We start from the raw sequence: 16637 nt of genomic DNA, 5'->3' as shown, positions 1-16637 counted from the left end.
CTCTGCATGTCTCTTCTCACCCTCATCGGCATCGCCGTCGCCCTGGCGATGGACGCCTTCGCCGTCGCCATCGCCGTCGGCATCAGCCTCAAATCGATCCACTATCGTCAGGTCTTCCGCCTCGCCTGGCACTTCGGTCTGTTTCAGGCGATGATGCCGGTGATCGGCTGGGCCGCCGGAACGACGGTCCGGTCCCACATCCAGGACTACGACCACTGGATCGCCTTCGCCCTGCTGACACTCGTCGGCGGCAATATGCTGCGGGAGGCCTTTTTCGGCGACGAAGAGGAGAACGGGGCCGGGAAGGATGCCACCCGCGGCCTGACCCTGGTGGTCCTGTCGGTGGCGACCAGCATCGATGCCCTGGCGGTCGGTTTTTCCATGTCGCTCCTCAACCTGGCGATTGCCACCCCGGCGCTGGTCATCGGTCTGGTGGCCGCCGTCTTCACCGTCAGCGGTCTCTACCTCGGCAACCGGGTGGCCAATTTCAAACGGTTGAGCAGCTACGCCGAAATCCTCGGCGGCCTGGTCCTGCTCGCCATCGGCGTCAATATCCTCCACGACCACGGGGTGTTCTGAACCCGCCCGGCGACAACGGCACACCGATCCGTAATGCAATCGGGGCCCGAATCCGGTACACTGTGTCCTGCAGCAATTCGGCGCGGCAAATATGCCGCCGCCGGCCTCGTACCTCTCCGAACACCGACGACGGCACCACGTGAACATATTCCCGGCCTTCCGCCTCCTTCTGCTCTTCATTATCGTCCTGCCGACCTCGACCGCAGACGTGGAAGCGGCAGCGATCAAGGATACCGTCTCTACCACGACCCTCGAGATGTACGCCAAGCTCCCCGGCGCCGGGACCCTGCCGGCCGCCGAGGATGAACGCCTCATCCGGGCCCTGTCCTACACAGGGATGCGGGCCTTCCGGGCCATCTGTTCCCTGCCGGCGATGACCAGGGACCAGGCGGCCGCTGCCCTGCGCCGGCTGCCGACCCGGAAAATCCGCTATGACCACATGCCGCTGCTCGAGAAGTTGGTCACGATTGACGGGGTGACCGTCGACGACTGCCGGCGGCTGATCGAGCGGCTGGCTCCGGTCGATTTCGTCACCGCCAGGGCCCTCGCCGGCCTGGCCCACGTTGCCGCGATGTCGGTCGACGACCTGTTCCGGCTGATCGACCGAGTCGAGCGCCTCGACGAACCCGGCCGCTGGGCGGCGGGCGGGCTGTTTGCGGTGACCGCGATCACCGCCGCCGAGACCGAACGGGGGCTCGAGCTGATCGACGAGTTGCGGGAGCGGCAGCGCTGGGCCGCCGAGCAGCAGTGCCGGATCAAAGGGATCACCGCGCCGGAGGCGCTGGCCGGGCTGGCACGGCTCCGGTTCCTGAGCGAGAGCGAGGCCTGGAACGCTCGCGCCCTGTTCATGCAGCCGGACATGACCGCCGCCCTCGCCGCCGCCTGGCTGCGGGGATATTTCACCATCCCCCGGCAGGAGCGGGAACGGGCCTTCCTCCAGATGTCGCCCGCCGACCGGACGACCCTCCTCCGGATCTTCGCCGCTGCCGCCGATTATCCGCTGTGGCGGATCAACAACCTGCACGACATCACCGACGACCGCGGCCGGGAGATCGGCAGCGGGATGCTGGCCGGCTCTTCCGGCGACCGCCTCCTCGGCCTGCTGCACCGGCTGCAGCCGGCGGTGCAGCAGCAGTACGGGGCCGGGATGCGCCGGTTGCTTGCGGCCGGCAGCCGCGGCGAGGCGATCGCCGTCCTCCGCCGGGCGACGGCGGCGGCGAGAAAGCAGGCGGCCGTCGACCTCACCAGCGCCAATATCTATGTCCTCCTCGCCCATGGCAGCGACCTCTACGACTCCTCCTTCCGTGACATCCTGGTCCCGGTGCTGAAAGAGCGGATCGTCGCCGGCTTCGGCGGTGACCTGCTGGCGTTTCTCGTCGCCACCGACCCCGAGAGCGTCTTCGCCTCCGACTGCATCGCCAGCCTGGCCCAGAAGGGCAAACTGACCGTCTTTCTCCCGGCGAACCCGGTGAAGCAGAAGCAGGTCCTCGACCTGGTCGCCCGCTCGGCGCTGCACAACGAGTTCAGCCTGATCCTGTTCTCGGCGACCTTCGGCCATATCCTCGAAACGATCGCCCCGCCCGCCCGGTCCTACCTCATCGACCTGCTGCTCGACGCCGCCAACAGCACCAACGGCCTCTTCTCCCGCCAGGTGCGGATCATCCTCCAGTACTATCTCCACGAATACCCGGCCCTGCTGTCGCCGGCCGACAGGACCGGAATCGGGGCGATGGTCGCGACCCTCGGGCCGATCGATCTCGCCCCCTACACCCGCCCGCCCTTCGCCGAGTGGATCGCCGACGGCCGCCTCCAGAGCCTGTCGGTGTTCCAGGACGATGATGACGGCCGCTCCTCCTACCTCTCCAACAGCCGGACCCTCGCCGCCGGCGGTTACCGGCCGCGCCTGTCGGTCACCTACTCCCTGCCCGGCCTGTCGGCCCCCGCCGCCGCCGCGGCCCATTCGGCCATAGCGGCGGTCGCCACCGGCGGCGCGGGACTGGGCCGGCTGCTGCAGCTCGCCGCCGCCCACCCCGTGGTCATCGACTGGACCAGGTCGATGAACGGGGTCGCGATCAGCCATTCGGTCTTCGTCTACCAGGGCGAGGCGACCCAGCGGCACCTGCTCGCCCGGTTCCTCAAGAGCGGCAGCGAGATGTTCGCCCAGCGCGGCCACAGCTACTGGCGCCGGGAACAGCTGCTCGATCCGATCCAGGATCTCCTTGCCGCCGGCACCGTCACCGCCGCCGACCTCCGGGCCAAGCAGCGTTTCCTCAGCATCGGCTCCTGCGGCGGCATCCGCGCCTATTCCGAGCTCAACCGGATGTTCCATAACCATGTCGACATCCTGGCCACCATCGGCACCGGCAAGACAACCATCAACAACCCCTACAACCGCCAGTTGTTCGAGGTCATCGCCCGCCACCGGGGCCGACTGAGCTGGGAGGAACTGGCCCGGCAATCGGCCGCCATCATCAGCGCCAATCTCGGCGACGACTACCTGCAGCCGGGTTCGCTGCCGGCGATCCTTCATAAAATCATGGACCGGAAACCGCAAACCGATGCCCCTGATCAAACGCGCCGAACTGCCGCCACTGCTCGCTGACCTGCAGGGCCAGGAGCCGCCCCGGGTCTGCCTCTGCCTCGGCGAACGCTACCTCGCCCGCGAGGCGGCCGACCTGCTGCAGCAGGCGATCGTCGCCGCCGCGCCGGCGACGGTGCACAGCATCGACGGCGACGTCGAGGATCCGGCGGTGACCCTGATCAAGCTCACCAGCTTCTCGCTGCTGCCGGGGCGGCAGATCTTCCGGGTCGGCGACAGCCGGATCTTCCAGTCGAAGACCACGGCCGCGGCGGTCTGGAACCGGGCCGTCCAGGCGAAAGAGAGCGGCCATCCCGAATCGGCCGTCCGGCCGCTGCTCTCCCTGCTGCAGATCGGCGGCATCGACCGTGAATCGGCCACCCCGATCACCGATATCGACGCCGGCCAGTGGCAGACCGCCTTCGGTTTCGCCCGGCCGGTCGGCGACCTGAGCTGGGCCGACGGCCTGGCGGCCGGGGCCGAGCGCGGCGCTGGAGCCGGCGGCAGGGAGGCCGGCATCGCCGAGCGGTACATCGCCGCGATCGAAAAGGGCCTGCCGCCGGCGAATATCCTGATCCTCACGGTCGAGGAGGCCGACCGGCGCCAGAAACTCTTCACCACGATCAAGAAACACGGACTGGTGGTCGATTGCGCCGTCGCCACGGGCTCGGGGGCCGCTGCCCAGGGGGAGCAGAAGGATGTCCTGCGCCGGCTGGTGCAGCAGACTGTCGCTGAATTCGGCAAGAAGATCGAACCGCGGGCCCTCGAGCTCCTGTTCGAACGGGTCGGCTTCCAGCCGGTGGCGGTGGTCATGGAGACCGAAAAACTGGCCCTTTACGCCGAGGATCGCCCGCTCATCACCGTTGCCGACCTCGACGCGATGGTCGGCAGGAGCCGGGAAGACGCCCTCTACGAACTGACCGACGCCTTCGGCAAAGGCCAGGCGGGACGGACGCTGGAGATCTTGAACCGCCTCCAGGACAGCGGCACCCATGGTCTGGCGATCCTCGCCACGATGCGCAACTACCTCCGCCGCCTGCTGATCTTCCGCTCCCTGCAGCTGCGGACCGAGCCTCGCTGGCACCACGGCATGAACCCCCGCCAGTTCCAGAACGACTACCTCCCGGCGCTGAAGGAGACGGGGCAATGGCCGGAGCTGTTCAAGGGCCACCCCTACGCCCTCTTCATGGCCTTCACCACCGCCGCCGGTTTCTCCTGCCAAGTCCTCCGGGATATTCTGGAGATGCTGCTGGCGGCGGAGTACCGCCTCAAGGGGTCGCCGCTGCCGCCGCGTCTGGTCCTCGAGGAACTGTTCCTCGCCATGCTGCGGGCGAAAGAGCACGGCAGGGAGAGAGGCTGAAGGCGGGACCGGAGGTCTGCGCCCTCTTTCGATGTTGAAAATGTCTTTTTCGTTATTATGATAGAAAAAGACTGGACGGATTTACCGGCAACCACGCCTATTCGACAACAGACCACTATCGATGTCAGGAAAGAAAGAAGCGCTGCAGGGCTCGGTCGCGACCAAGGACCGGACGGAGATCACCGAACCGCCGCTGTACAAGGTGCTGCTGCACAACGATGACTACACGTCGATGGAATTTGTCGTGTCGATCTTGATCGGGATATTTCATAAATCCCCGGCCGAGGCGACGAGGATCATGCTCAATGTCCATGAACAGGGGATTGGCATCGCCGGAATATATACCCAGGAGATCTGCGAAACGAAGATAGATAAGGTACACAGCCTGGCGCGGCTGAAGGAATTCCCGCTGCGCTGCTCGATGGAGAGGGCCTGAGCGTACAAGATAAACCGCAGCACAGACGGTATGCATATGCTGAGTAAAACATTGGAAAAGGCCCTCATACGGGCGATCAGGGAAGCCAAGAACCACAATCACGAGTACGTCACCGTCGAGCACCTGCTCTACGGCCTGCTCCATGACGAGCTGACGTCGTTTATCATCAGCGAATGCGGCGGCTCGACCGACACCCTCAAGGAAAAGCTCGAGCAGTATTTCGCCGCCGAGATCCCGAAGCTGTCGTCGACCGGGTCGGCCGAACCGGCCCAGACCATCGCCTTCAACCGCGTCCTGCAACGGGCCGTCGCCCACGTCCAGAGCTGCGGCAAGCAGGAGGTCGACAGCGGCGATGTCCTCGTCTCGATCTTCGCCGAGACCGAATCGCACGCCGTCTATTTCCTCAGTTCGGTCGGCGTCGGACGGATGGCGGTGGTCAACTTCATCTCCCACGAACTGCCCGAGGGGCTGCAGAAGGAGCCCCTGCCGCGGCCGCCGGAAGGGCCGGACACCAGGGAACAGGTGGCGGCGGAGAAATCGCTCAAGGACTTCACCGTCAACCTGGCCCAGCTGGCCGCCGAAGGCCGGCTCGATCCGCTGATCGGCCGCGAACTGGAGATCGGCCGGATCATGCAGGTGCTGTGCCGGCGCAAGAAGAACAACCCGCTCCTGGTCGGCGAACCGGGAGTCGGCAAGACGGCGATGGCCGAAGGGCTGGCCCTGCGCATCCATGAGGACAAGGTCGCCCGGGCCGAGGGCCGCAGGGCCATCGTCCCCGACCTGCTGCAGGATGTCGAGATCCACCTCCTCGACATGGGGGGACTGGTGGCCGGCACCAAGTACCGGGGCGATTTCGAAAAGCGGCTGAAGGGTGTCATCCAGGCCATCGAGAACAAGGACAACGCCATCCTCTTCATCGACGAAATCCACACCATCGTCGGCGCCGGGGCGACCAGCGGCGGTTCGATGGACGCCTCGAACCTGCTCAAGCCGGCCCTGCAGTCGGGCCTCCTGCGCTGCATCGGCTCGACCACCTACGAGGAGTACAAAAACCAGATCGAAAAGGACCGGGCCCTGTCCCGCCGTTTCCAGAAGATCGATATCGAGGAGCCCTCGGTCGATGACACCTGCCTGATCCTCAAGGGACTGCGGGGAAAATATGAAAAGCACCACCAGGTCCGCTACTCGAAGGGCGCGGTCCGGGCCATGGCCGAGTTGGCCGACCGCTACATCAACGAACGCTTCCTGCCCGACAAGGCCATCGACGTCATGGACGAGGTCGGGTCGATGTTCCGTCTCGAGGGCCGCAAAGGGGCGATGGTCAGGGTCGTCGATGTCGAAAAGGTGGTATCGAAGATCGCCCGGATCCCGGCCAAGACCACCACCACCTCGGACATCGGCTCGCTGAAGGAGCTCGGCACGGGACTGCGCCAGGTCGTCTTCGGCCAGGACGAGGCCATCGATGCGGTGGTCGCCGCCGTCAAGCGGTCGCGGGCGGGCTTGGGCAACCCCGATTCGCCGACCGGCAGCTTCATCTTCGCCGGCCCCACCGGCGTCGGCAAGACCGAGGTCGCCCGCCAGCTGGCCCGGGTGCTGAATGTCCACTTCGAGCGTTTCGACATGAGCGAGTACATGGAGAAGCACGCGGTCTCCCGCCTCATCGGCTCGCCCCCCGGCTATGTCGGTTTCGACCAGGGCGGTCTGCTGACCGAGGCGATCCGCAAGCACCCGCACACCGTGCTGCTGCTCGACGAGATCGAAAAGGCCCACCCGGACATCTACTCGATCCTGCTGCAGGTCATGGACCATTCGACCCTGACCGACAACTCGGGACGCAAGGCCGATTTCCGCAATGTCATCCTGATCATGACCACCAACGCCGGAGCGCGGGAACTGACGACCCGGAGCATCGGCTTCGTCACCGGCAAAAAGGGCCGCGACCAGTCGGCGATCAACCGCGTCTTCGCCCCCGAGTTCCGCAACCGGCTCGACGCCATCGTCACCTTCCGGGCCCTGAATCACGAGGCGATGGAGAATGTGGTCGACAAGCTGATCCGGGAACTGGAAGGCCAGCTGGCCGAGAAACGGGTCAGCATCAAGCTGTCGGCAGCGGCCAAGTCCTGGCTCGCCGAGAAGGGCTACGACCCGGATTTCGGCGCCCGGCCGCTGCGCCGCCTGATCATGGCCGAGATCGGCGATGTCCTGACCGAGCAGATCCTGTTCGGCGAACTGACCCGGGGCGGCGAGGCCCGGGTCGACCTGGACGATGGGCGCCTGCACTTCATCTATACGCATTGACGCAAGACAACGCCACAGGGCCGTCCCCCCGGACGGCCCTTTCCTTTTCCCCCGCCAGGAGCACGCCCATGACCGACTGTCTCTTCTGCAAAATCGCCGTCGGCCAGATTCCGGCCGAGATCGTTTACGAGGACGACGATCTGGTGGCCTTCCGGGATATCGCCCCGGTGGCCCCGCAGCACATCCTGCTCATCCCCAGGAAACATATCGTCGGACCGTCATCGATCGCCGAAGAGGACGACCAGCTGATCGGCAGGATGATGCGGATTGCCGGCAAGGTGGCGGCGGACAACGGCATCGGCAACGCCTTCCGGCTGGTACTGAGCAACGGGGCGGATGCCGGGCAGCTCGTCTTCCACATCCACATGCATATCATCGGCGGCCGGCCGCTGCACTGGCCGCCGGGTTGATGAGCCGCCCGACCCGGGCTCAGGTCTCGGATTCGGACCGATCCCGGCGATAGCCGACGATATCCTCGATCGTCAGGACACTCATCCGATGCCGCCGGGCAAAATCGACGATCTGCGGCAGGCGCGCCATGGTCCCGTCCGGGCTGGTGAGTTCACACAATACCCCGGCAGGACCGAGACCGGCCAACTGCATCAGGTCGACGGTTCCCTCGGTATGACCGCGCCGGGCCAGCACCCCGCCGTTTTTCGCCCGCAACGGGAAGACGTGGCCGGGTCGGCTGAGATCGGTGGGCCGGCTGTCTTCGGCGGCGGCGACCTTGATCGTCCGCACCCGGTCCCGGGCCGAAACCCCGGTGGTCACCCCGGTTTTCGCCTCGATCGAGACGGTGAAGGCAGTCCCATGACGGCTCTCATTGGCAACAACCATCGGCGGCAGGTCGAGGCTGTCGGCCTTTTCCTCGGTCAGGCAGAGGCAGACGATGCCGCTGCACTCGCGGATCAGCATCGCCATCTGTTCCTCGGTCAGATGTCTGGCCGAAAAGATCAGATCCCCTTCGTTTTCACGGTCCTCGTCATCGACGAGCAGTATCCCCCGACCCGCCTGCAGAGCGGCCAGGGCTTGATCCACCCGCTGTCGCGGGTCACCGAATTGACTCAATAACGACTGATTCATGGTAGATTGCTCCTTCTTTGTTACCTGAACCAGGGCATACCAGGAAGGCGGCCGATGCGGACGCACGGCCGTACAGTGAAGCGGAACGCGACTGCGCCCCACCGTGTCATTCTCTTCCATCCGGACTGTCACCGTCGGCTCTGGCCTTGCACCAGATCTGCTTGACCCTGTCTTTCGCAACAGGCGCTCGCGGGCTCTCCGGACCAGCCGGAATACCGCCGGTGGGGAATCGCACCCCGCCCTGAGAATTGCAGTATCTGCAGCCAATGGCCCCTGGTCTTCCAACCTGCCCGGGCTCATCGGATGCGTGGATGTTGTTCGATCGTCAAATCATGTCATTTTCCCATAGGCAGTTCCCCCCGCAGATCAATTTTTTGTTCAGACGTCGTGCAGATCACCACGCCGTTGGGCACCTCCCAGCATAAAGACATTCGCCGCAAAGTCAAGAGCCACAAAGTATCCCCGACGGGCCTGCCCCGGCGTTTCCGCCGGAAGACGCCGAACTGGCTGTTGCCCATTCCGCCGCTGGCGGGTATACATTGCCCATGCAGACTCAATCGACCGCACCTTCCCTCATCGATCTCCTCACCCCGCTGCTCCCGGACGTCCCGCTGCCGCTGCTCCTGCTCCTCCTCACGGCTGCCCTGGTCCTCCTCCTGGCACTGCTCGCGGCGATGCTGTTCCGCCATCGCCGCCTGCAGCGGCGCCATCAGGCCCTGGCAGAAGACCTGGCGGCGCTGCAGTCCACGGCCGGCGACGCGGAACGGCGGATCGTCGAGCAGAAGCTGCGGATCGTCGAACTGGAGACCCGACTCGCCGGCGAGCGGCAAAACGCCGGCGACAAGCTGAGCCTGCTGGAAGAGGCGCGGGAGGAACTCCGCCTGCAGTTCGAATCGCTCGCCCACCGGATCTTCGAGGAAAAAAGCGAAAAATTCGGCAGCCAGAGCCGGGAGCGGCTCGAGGCGATCCTCCAGCCCTTTCACCATCAGCTGACCGCGTTCAAGAAGGAGATCGGCGACATCTACGCCAACGACACCCGGGAGCGGACCTCGCTGAAGGACGAGATCCTCCGTCTCCGCGACCTCAACCGGCAGATCAGCACCGAGGCGGTCAACCTCACCCGCGCCCTCAAGGGCGACAAGAAGATCCAGGGCAACTGGGGGGAGATGGTGCTGGAGAGGGTGCTCGAGCAATCCGGCCTCCGCCGCGGCCAGGAATACGACTGCCAGGAGAGTCTGCGCGACCGGGACAGCCGCCTTTTCCGCCCCGATGTCGTCGTCCACCTGCCGGAGGGCCGGGACATCGTCATCGACTCGAAGGTGTCGCTGGTGAGTTGGGAACGGTACGTCGGCGCCGAAGAGGAGCCGGCCCGCCAGCGGGCCCTGAGCGAGCTGGCCGCCGCGGTCCGCGACCACCTGACCTCCCTCGGCGGCAAGAATTACAGCGACCTGGAGGGGATCAGGTCACTCGATTTCGTCATCATGTTCATGCCGATCGAGGCCGCCTTCGTCGCCGCCATGCAGCAGGACGAACGGCTCTTTGACGAGGCCTTCCGCCGGGGGATCATCGTCACCACCCCGACCACCCTGCTGGCCACCCTGCGCACGGTCGAAAACATCTGGCGCTACGAGCACCAGAGCCGCAACGCCCAGGAGATCGCCAGGCGGGCGGGGCTGATCCATGACAAGCTGTGCAGCTTCGTCGAGGATATGGAAAAGATCGGCCGCCAGCTCGGCAGCTGCCACCACACCTACGAGGCGGCGATGGCCAAGTTGAGCCAGGGGCGGGGCAATCTGATCGCCCAGGCCGGCCAGCTGACCGAACTCGGGGTCAAGGCGCGAAAGGAGCTCTCGCGCGCCGTCATCGACAGGACCGATCTCGAGTTGAAAAACTGACCCTCCCGCCGAAAACGCCATCCATCCTCAGTCGATGGCATGGGCCATCAGCCGCAGGTACTCGTCGCGCAGCCCGTCCCGGTCGGAGAGCAGCCGGTTCTTGGCGAAGCCGCAGAGGTTCTCGCGGCAGTACTGTCCCTGGGACAGATAGTCGAGGATGATCTTCGGCACATCGTAATGGTGGATGGTGGCATGGGTCTTGACCTTGCCGTCCTCGATGAACAGGATGCGGTTGAGATGGAGGCTGTCCTTGCGGTTGTCGAGATACCGCAGCTTCTTGTAGGTCGTCAGCCCCTGCAGCGGCGGCACGTGATCGCTGACGAGGATGATCAGGCTGTGGGGATCGATCTTCACCAGCCGTTTGACATAGGCGGCGACCGCCTGTGACCGGTAGTAGAACAGGTTGGCCACCCGTTCGAGGGTGGGATCGCGATAGCGGGAGAGCAGCTTCAGCAGGTAGGGCCGCTTGTCCTGGTTCAGCACATACGGCAGGTGACCGAACATCGTCAGCACGTAGTTGAACAGCGGCGGCGCGTCCTTATCGCTCAGGGCCTCCTCGACGAACTGCAGGTTCTGGCGGAACAGCTCGCCGTCGAACATGTAGATCTCGCCGGTGGTATCGCCGGTCGACAGGTAGGTGGTGGCATCGTCGACATACTCCCTGGGGAAGTACATCTCGCCGAACCCTATCCCCTCGTAGGCGCTGACGGCGTTGAAAAAGGTCGGTTTGAAGGAGTTGGTCGCCACCGTCCGATAGCCGGCCAGTTGCAGGGTTCCCGGCAGGCAGTAGGCGGGAACGCCGGTGAAGGAATTGAACTCGACTCCGGCCAGCTCCTGGAAGGCCGGCACCCCGCACAGCACCTCGAACTCGGCCTGGGACGTCTTGCCGCCGAAGACCGGGGACACCGAGAAACCCATGCGATCGCCGAACAGCCGGCGGAAATCGGGGTGGACCGGGTCCCTGGTATAGATCGCCCCCTTGAACAGGGTCGGATCGACAAAGCTCTCCATCACCACCAGATGGACATTCCGCTTCGATCCCGTTTTTTTCAGCCACTCCGCCCGCTTTCTGGCCTCCAGTTCGTAAGCGGGCCGATCCTGGAAGGTGGCGGTCCGGTTCAGTGAGATCCGCCGTTCCGCCTCGCGGTAGACCAGCATGACGAAGCGGCCGTTCAGTTCGACCGGCATCTCGTCGGACCAATTGACCACCCACAGTCGCATCAACCTGTAGCTGCGGACGACCTTTTCAGGTGAATACTGGGTCGCGGCGACGACTAGGACCAGCGGCAGCAGACCAAGGACAATGGCCTTCGGCCGCCGATAGTTGATGCACCAGAGCATGCCGCAGAACGTGATAACGGCGGCGAGGACGATCAGGGCCAGGAAGGTGGTCGAGGTGACGTTGAGCAGTTCCTTGACCTCGGTCAACTCGACAAACCGGAACACCTTGCCGAGCAGCAGGTAGTAGATGTCCTGGCCGATATAGGCGAGCAGAATCGGGGCGGCGGCCAGGAAGGCCTGCCAGCGGGACGGGCGGACGACGGCATTGAGATACCAGTAAATATAGAAGAGCAGAGCGATCTCGAAATACTGGTGGCTGAGAAAGGTCCAGCCGCCGTTTAACCCCCCGAGCTGCTCGACCAGCGCCGTATACAGGGTGAGGAAAAGCAGAAAGAGGGTGTAACGGTTGACGAGCAGGGTCCGCAGGATCCCGACTATCGTCCGTTGTCCCCGGAAGGAAGACGAGGGTGGGGCTGAATTCAACATACAGGCTGATTTCTCCGGGAAACATCGGGTGCAATCACGATCGGAACGTCGCCGCCGGTCGCCGTCGGCGCCGTCGGGCGGCAGCTGGATATCATCCAGGCTACTGTATTCTCCCTGTCTCAAGGCGACAAGGGAAATTCCCCTCGAAATCCGAGAGGGCGCCGATTTCAAGCAGGACCAGAGACACCGGCATGGTCATCGAGGTGATTTTACGCATGGACATGGTTCCGACGGGTGAAGGTTGGTGTTGATTTCCCTGGCGTGCGACTGCGTACGTCACAAGATAAGGAGGAACCATTCCCATGGCAAAAGAAATTGTGCCCCGCCGTCCGGATTCCCGACCGATGCCCATCGCGGTCGTTTTCGAAGCCGCTCCCGCCCCGCCCTCCGGGCCTCCGGAAGTGCGGCGACTTGAAGTTGCCAAAGCATTTGAAACATGGTACTTGGATTTTTCAGCGTCAAGGGGTAGGGGAACGCCGCATCAAGGCCGTTGGCGGATTCAGCGTTGACCCGAGGCCAGGAAGAACAGGAGGAGACCATAGTGCTCTTACATCACCGTTTCATCGAGGTCGCCAAGAGGCTGTACAAGAAGACCGGGATCCGTGATTTCTCCACCGGCAACGATTTGACCTACGGCCGCGCCCTGCTCGCCAGCATTCTCCTGTCGCGGATTTTCCGCAAGCTCGAAAAGGGCTTCATCGGTGTCATGATCCCGACCTCGGCCGGCTGCATCCTCGTCAAGTGCGGGATCCTGATGAGCGGCCGGACGCCGGTGATGATCAACTACTCTACCGGCGCCGAGCACAACGCCCGCTATGCCCGGAACAAATGCGCCTTCAGGACCATCATCACCTCCAAGGCCCTGCTGGAAAAGATCGACTGTCCCTATGTCGAGGGGATGATCTACATCGAGGACATCATGGCCGGGCTGACCGGCCTGCAGAAGGCCGTCGCCGCCCTGATCTCGAAACTGCCGGCGGCGCTGATCAAGAAACTGGTCCATGGCGGCAATCCGAACGACACCGCCGTGATCCTCTTCACCAGCGGCAGCGAAAAAGACCCGAAGGCGGTCCAGCTGACCCACAGGAACATCCTCGCCAATATCGAGTCGGTCACCCCGACCTTCGAATTCAGGGAAGACGACATCTTCATGTGCACCCTGCCGTTCTTCCATGTCTTCGGGCTGACCACCAACCTGTGGCTGCCGATCTACCACGGCATGACCCTGCTCACCTACGCCAACCCTCTCGATTTCAAGAAGATCTGCACCATCGTGCGGGAGGAGCAGGCCACGTTTCTGATCGGCACCCCGGCCTTCTTCTGGGGCTACCTGCGCAAATCGGAGGAAGGGGATTTCGCCAGCCTGCGGATCGCCCTGGCCGGGGCCGACAAGTGTCCCGACGCCCTGCGCGATGGGTTCAAGACCAAGCATGGCGTCACGCTGCTGGAAGGCTACGGCGCCACCGAGTGCTCGCCGGTCATCTCCACCAACACCCCGGAGTTCAACCGCCCCGGCAGTGTCGGCAGGCCGATCCCCGGAGTCGAGGTCCGCATCGAGAACTACCAGACCGGCGAGACCTGCGGCCCGGGCGAGGACGGTCGCATCCTGATCAAGGGCGACAACGTGATGAAGGGCTACTTCGACGATTTCGAAGAGACCTTCATGCATATCCGCGGCGGCTGGTACGACACCGGCGACATGGGCAATATCGACGCCGACGGCTACCTCTGGCATGTCGGCCGGCTCAAGCGCTTCGTCAAGATCGGCGGCGAGATGGTATCGCTGGTGAAAATCGAGGATGTCCTGGAAAAGACTCTGCCCGAGGATGTCGAGTGCTGTGTGGTCGAGGTCCCCGACTCCATCAAGGGGGCCAGGATCGTCGCCGTGGTCACCGCGAAGCTCGACGAAAAGGCCACCCTGAAGAAGATGGCCGAGCACCTGCCGCCGATCGCCCTGCCGAGGACCTTCCTGGTCTACGAAACCCTGCCGAAGATGGGCAGCGGCAAGATCGACTTCCGCACCATCACCGAACTCGCCCGGGAGAAGCTGGCCGCCTGACGGCCTCGGCCGTCACTCTCCTCCTACAGCGAGGCGATGCAGTCGGCGAGTTCGTCATGAAACTCGTCGACCGTATCATAGATCACCGATGTCCCGACAGAAAAATGCATCAGGATGTCGTTGAGCCGCTCCGGGATATAGGGATAGATCTTCTGCAGGTTGAAGACCCGGTCCCGGGCGAGCAGCGACATATCCTCCATCCGCAGCGAAGAGAAGACTTTCTCGCCCAACTCCGGGTCCTCCAGGACATCCTGGCCACGGAAATTGCGGCGGCCGACGATGTAGAGCAGGCAGTTGCCGAGGCCGAACAGGTCCATCGCATACGGCCGTTCCGGCAGGTAGAAGTCGTAGTCGAAATCGATCCACGAGAAGTGGCCGCTATCCCAGTCGACGAAGATGTGGTCGCGGCGGATGTCGCCGTGCTTCAGGCCATGGCCGTGGAGATAGGCGATCGCCTGGACCGAGACGAGGAAACGCTGCAGGACGCCGACCAGGTGGTCGCGGAAATATTCCTCATGGCTCTCGCCCAGGCGCTGGAGATACTTGTCCATCCGCTTTCCCTGCACCACATCGAGGATCCGCACCAGGTTGTCGGCATCGTCGAGGGCTGAATAGCCCTGCATGAAGGCCGGGTTGCCCCGCACCAGCTCGAGGACCCGCGCCTCCTTCTCCGGGTTGCGGTAACAGGTGACCGTGAGATCGCCGAACTTGATCGAGTAGGTCTCATGGAAGACCAGTTTGAGGATGTTCGACTCGCCGGTCTCCAGGTCATTGACCTTCGGCACCCACTGCTTCGGTTGCTCGTCGATGCCGAAACGCCCCTCGCGCATGTAGCCGACGACCAGGAACCAGCGGTTGTCGACGAGGATGATGTCGCCGTAGTCGATGCTGCTGAAATCACTGGTGTCCCGCCAGATCCTCGGCTGGCGGCGGAGGCTCCTGACGGCCGGATGGTCCTTGAGCCGCGGCAGGATCCGCAACGGGAAATAGCTCAGGTCGATCATCGGCTACCCCACGATCCAGGCGGTGAAGTCCCGGGCATGCCGGGCCAGGGCGTTGGAGATCGAGCCGAAGAGGAACTCCTCGGCCTTCGACACCCCGCGCTTACCGGTCACCACCGTGCCGAATCCCCCCTCCTTGCGGATGTCCAGGACGGTCTGGCTGATCGTCTTGCCCTCGGCCATGCAGATCTGCTGGCTGATATCCCTGCCGTTGATCCCCATCCCCTCGAGGATGATCGATGCATCCTGGAGAAAAAGACCGGCCCGTTCGTCCTTCAGCATCTGGTAGCGGTCCAGCTGCCCCCCCTTGATATAGAAATCAGGCGGCGGTTCCGGGTAGACGTGGAGGAGATGGATGTGCTTCGTCGCCAGTCCGCGGGCCATATTGCCGACATAGCGTACGGCGCGCCGCGACGTCTCCGACTTGTCCATTGCGATCAGAAATCTCTGCCAGTCATCCATGTCTTCCTCTTAAGGAAAAGGTAGTCACCCCCGCACCGCCACCGGACGGTCACAGCTGTTCGAGCCCCGGCCGCCACTTCTCGAGCAGCTTGATCAACTCGAAAATGGTCTGGTGGGTGGGGGCCGCGATCCCGTGCTCTTCGGCGTAGCGGCAGATCGCCCCATTCTGGGCGTCGATCTCGGTGCTGCGCTCGTTGAGGATGTCCTGCAGCATCGACGAAAGATTGTTGGTGCTGCGCCGGCAGGCCTCAAAGAGCTGTTCATAGAGATCGCTGCCGGCCAGATCGATATTGCAGGCCTCGGCCACCCGGCGGCCCTCGTCGAGCAACCTTTTCATCAGGGTGATGGACTCCATCCGGTCGATCAGGCAGCCGTTCGGGACCTTGAGCAGCGAGGACAGCGGATTGATGGCGGCATAGACGATGACCTTGCACCACAGGCGGCCGATCACCCGCCTCGACATCCGGGTATCGATCCCGCAGTCGTTGAATATCTTTTTGATCGCCTCAACCCGCGGTGACAGCCGACCGTCGAGTTCTCCGATATAGGTCGTGCCGCTGCCGCCGTACCGTACCGTGGCCCCGCCGAGCGAGGTCCCCGACATGAAGGTCATGCCGGCCAGGATGTGGTCGGTCGGGACAATCCGACCGGCCGCCTCGATGTTGCCGAGCCCGGTCTGGATCGCCAGCAGCGGGCAGTTGTCCGAAACCAGGTGGGCGATGCTCTCGACGGCGACCCGGGTGGAATAGGACTTGACCATCAACAGGACCAGGTCGCATTCCTTGATCGAGGACCCGTCGCTGATCGCCTTCACCGGCACCATGGTCGCCGCCTCGGGGTCCTCCTCGTCACAGGCCAGGACGCCGATGCCATGATCCTGCATCGCCCCGACGATCTCGCGGTCGATATCGACCAGCGTCACCTCGTTGTTCCCCTTCGCCAGAAAAGAACCGAAAAGCCGGCCGATCGCCCCGCCACCCACAATCACAATCTTCATATGCCCTCTCCCGCGTCGAATTGCCCGCCGCCGGCCATCGCCATGATCTCTCCACCGTTGCGGCCTTTGTTCATTGTATAGTGACCGGCGCCGAAAAGTAAATAGCCGTTTCGACCGAGGCC

The 16637-nt window shown here is 63.9% G+C and carries 13 protein-coding genes and 1 riboswitch; of the genes, 8 read left to right on the top strand and 5 right to left on the bottom strand.

Features of this window, described 5'->3' with window-relative positions; all coding sequences use genetic code 11:
* Window positions 1-6: 6 nt before the first annotated feature.
* The 6 genes from ACWGKN_RS03445 (at window position 7) to ACWGKN_RS03420 (ending at window position 7661) form a co-directional block, all read left to right on the top strand.
* Complete coding sequence (locus ACWGKN_RS03445; RefSeq protein ID WP_035231519.1) at window positions 7-579, top strand: manganese efflux pump MntP; 573 nt, start codon at window positions 7-9, stop codon at window positions 577-579.
* Between the two features lie 139 nt (window positions 580-718).
* Window positions 719-3181 carry a hypothetical protein gene (locus tag ACWGKN_RS03440; protein ID WP_452094693.1) on the top strand — a complete coding sequence of 821 codons (2463 nt, stop codon included), beginning with the start codon at window positions 719-721 and terminating at the stop codon, window positions 3179-3181.
* Window positions 3138-4517, top strand: a complete 1380-nt coding sequence (holA, locus tag ACWGKN_RS03435) for a DNA polymerase III subunit delta (RefSeq protein ID WP_052160169.1) — start codon at window positions 3138-3140, stop codon at window positions 4515-4517. Before ACWGKN_RS03440 ends, holA begins: the two co-directional genes overlap by 44 nt.
* A 121-nt stretch (window positions 4518-4638) precedes the next feature.
* A complete protein-coding gene (locus ACWGKN_RS03430) occupies window positions 4639-4953 on the top strand; it encodes an ATP-dependent Clp protease adaptor ClpS (protein WP_424253312.1) in 315 nt (104 codons plus the stop codon).
* Window positions 4954-4989: 36 nt separating this feature from the next.
* Window positions 4990-7251: an ATP-dependent Clp protease ATP-binding subunit ClpA gene (gene clpA, locus ACWGKN_RS03425; protein WP_424253328.1), complete on the top strand. Its 2262-nt coding sequence runs from the start codon at window positions 4990-4992 to the stop codon at window positions 7249-7251.
* A gap of 68 nt (window positions 7252-7319) precedes the next feature.
* Window positions 7320-7661, top strand: a complete 342-nt coding sequence (locus ACWGKN_RS03420; protein ID WP_452094692.1) for a histidine triad nucleotide-binding protein — start codon at window positions 7320-7322, stop codon at window positions 7659-7661.
* Between the two features lie 19 nt (window positions 7662-7680).
* Here ACWGKN_RS03420 and ribB read toward each other — a convergent pair whose 3' ends face one another.
* Window positions 7681-8334 carry a 3,4-dihydroxy-2-butanone-4-phosphate synthase gene (gene ribB / locus ACWGKN_RS03415; RefSeq protein ID WP_035231536.1) on the bottom strand — a complete coding sequence of 218 codons (654 nt, stop codon included), beginning with the start codon at window positions 8332-8334 and terminating at the stop codon, window positions 7681-7683.
* 104 nt (window positions 8335-8438) lie between these two features.
* Window positions 8439-8587: riboswitch (FMN riboswitch) on the bottom strand.
* 292 nt (window positions 8588-8879) lie between these two features.
* Here ribB and ACWGKN_RS03410 point away from each other — a divergent pair.
* Window positions 8880-10229: a DNA recombination protein RmuC gene (locus tag ACWGKN_RS03410; protein ID WP_052160170.1), complete on the top strand. Its 1350-nt coding sequence runs from the start codon at window positions 8880-8882 to the stop codon at window positions 10227-10229.
* A 27-nt stretch (window positions 10230-10256) separates the two neighbouring features.
* Here the strand turns inward: ACWGKN_RS03410 and ACWGKN_RS03405 are convergent, their stop codons facing one another.
* On the bottom strand, window positions 10257-11996 hold the full coding sequence (locus ACWGKN_RS03405) for an LTA synthase family protein (RefSeq protein WP_424253317.1): 1740 nt from the start codon (window positions 11994-11996) through the stop codon (window positions 10257-10259).
* Window positions 11997-12537: 541 nt separating this feature from the next.
* Here ACWGKN_RS03405 and ACWGKN_RS03400 point away from each other — a divergent pair.
* A complete protein-coding gene (locus tag ACWGKN_RS03400) occupies window positions 12538-14055 on the top strand; it encodes an AMP-binding protein (RefSeq protein WP_424253319.1) in 1518 nt (505 codons plus the stop codon).
* A 23-nt stretch (window positions 14056-14078) separates the two neighbouring features.
* Here the strand turns inward: ACWGKN_RS03400 and ACWGKN_RS03395 are convergent, their stop codons facing one another.
* From ACWGKN_RS03395 to ACWGKN_RS03385, 3 genes are read right to left on the bottom strand one after another with little or no spacing between them, the layout of a single operon-like run.
* On the bottom strand, window positions 14079-15059 hold the full coding sequence (locus ACWGKN_RS03395) for a serine/threonine-protein kinase (protein ID WP_035231549.1): 981 nt from the start codon (window positions 15057-15059) through the stop codon (window positions 14079-14081).
* A 3-nt stretch (window positions 15060-15062) separates the two neighbouring features.
* Window positions 15063-15518: a universal stress protein gene (locus ACWGKN_RS03390; RefSeq protein ID WP_424253321.1), complete on the bottom strand. Its 456-nt coding sequence runs from the start codon at window positions 15516-15518 to the stop codon at window positions 15063-15065.
* Window positions 15519-15567: 49 nt separating this feature from the next.
* Window positions 15568-16515 (bottom strand): ketopantoate reductase family protein, encoded by a 948-nt coding sequence (locus tag ACWGKN_RS03385; protein WP_035231553.1) that lies wholly within the window; start codon window positions 16513-16515, stop codon window positions 15568-15570.
* Window positions 16516-16637: the final 122 nt, after the last annotated feature.

Source organism: Desulfoprunum sp. (genome assembly GCF_053613775.1).
Note: the sequence above shows the minus strand (reverse complement) of the source record. Positions and strands in the feature narration are given on the sequence as shown.

What these genes read in the sequence shown, in the direction of transcription:
- ACWGKN_RS03385 (WP_035231553.1), bottom strand. Translation starts at nt 16,515, where the DNA reads ATGAAGATTGTGATTGTGGGTGGCGGGGCGATCGGCCGGCTTTTCGGT.
- ACWGKN_RS03420 (WP_452094692.1), top strand. Translation starts at nt 7,320, where the DNA reads ATGACCGACTGTCTCTTCTGCAAAATCGCCGTCGGCCAGATTCCGGCC.
- ACWGKN_RS03405 (WP_424253317.1), bottom strand. Translation starts at nt 11,996, where the DNA reads ATGTTGAATTCAGCCCCACCCTCGTCTTCCTTCCGGGGACAACGGACG.
- ACWGKN_RS03395 (WP_035231549.1), bottom strand. Translation starts at nt 15,059, where the DNA reads ATGATCGACCTGAGCTATTTCCCGTTGCGGATCCTGCCGCGGCTCAAG.
- clpA (WP_424253328.1), top strand. Translation starts at nt 4,990, where the DNA reads ATGCTGAGTAAAACATTGGAAAAGGCCCTCATACGGGCGATCAGGGAA.
- ACWGKN_RS03430 (WP_424253312.1), top strand. Translation starts at nt 4,639, where the DNA reads ATGTCAGGAAAGAAAGAAGCGCTGCAGGGCTCGGTCGCGACCAAGGAC.
- ACWGKN_RS03390 (WP_424253321.1), bottom strand. Translation starts at nt 15,518, where the DNA reads ATGGATGACTGGCAGAGATTTCTGATCGCAATGGACAAGTCGGAGACG.
- holA (WP_052160169.1), top strand. Translation starts at nt 3,138, where the DNA reads ATGCCCCTGATCAAACGCGCCGAACTGCCGCCACTGCTCGCTGACCTG.
- ACWGKN_RS03445 (WP_035231519.1), top strand. Translation starts at nt 7, where the DNA reads ATGTCTCTTCTCACCCTCATCGGCATCGCCGTCGCCCTGGCGATGGAC.
- ACWGKN_RS03410 (WP_052160170.1), top strand. Translation starts at nt 8,880, where the DNA reads ATGCAGACTCAATCGACCGCACCTTCCCTCATCGATCTCCTCACCCCG.
- ribB (WP_035231536.1), bottom strand. Translation starts at nt 8,334, where the DNA reads ATGAATCAGTCGTTATTGAGTCAATTCGGTGACCCGCGACAGCGGGTG.